A 289-nucleotide genomic window follows, 5' to 3' on the forward strand; every position below is an offset into this window, starting at 1 on the left:
CCCCTTGACCAGTTGCTCCTGTTGCCCCCGCACTTCCACTCGGTCCTTGTGGTCCTTGTATCCCTTGTGCCCCTTCTATTCCTTGTGGACCTGTTGCACCTGGTACCCCTTGCACACCTTGAATTCCTTGAGGTCCCTCAGGTCCAGTCGCTCCAATCGGACCTTGTAACCCTTGTATCCCCTGTATACCTTGTGCCCCAGTTGCTCCTGTTGGACCAATCGGACCTTGCAACCCTGGCACTCCTTCTGCTCCTGTCGCTCCTGTAGCTCCTTGTGCTCCCCTCACACC

At 57.1% G+C, this 289-nt stretch carries 1 pseudogene; it reads right to left on the reverse strand.

What is annotated here, in order from left to right:
* Positions 1 to 289: pseudogene (locus ACSG5Z_RS31555) on the reverse strand (hypothetical protein); the annotation flags it as partial.

It is taken from the genome of Bacillus pretiosus, from assembly GCF_051294775.1.
In the GTDB taxonomy this organism is placed as follows: Bacteria; Bacillota; Bacilli; order Bacillales; family Bacillaceae_G; genus Bacillus_A; species Bacillus_A wiedmannii.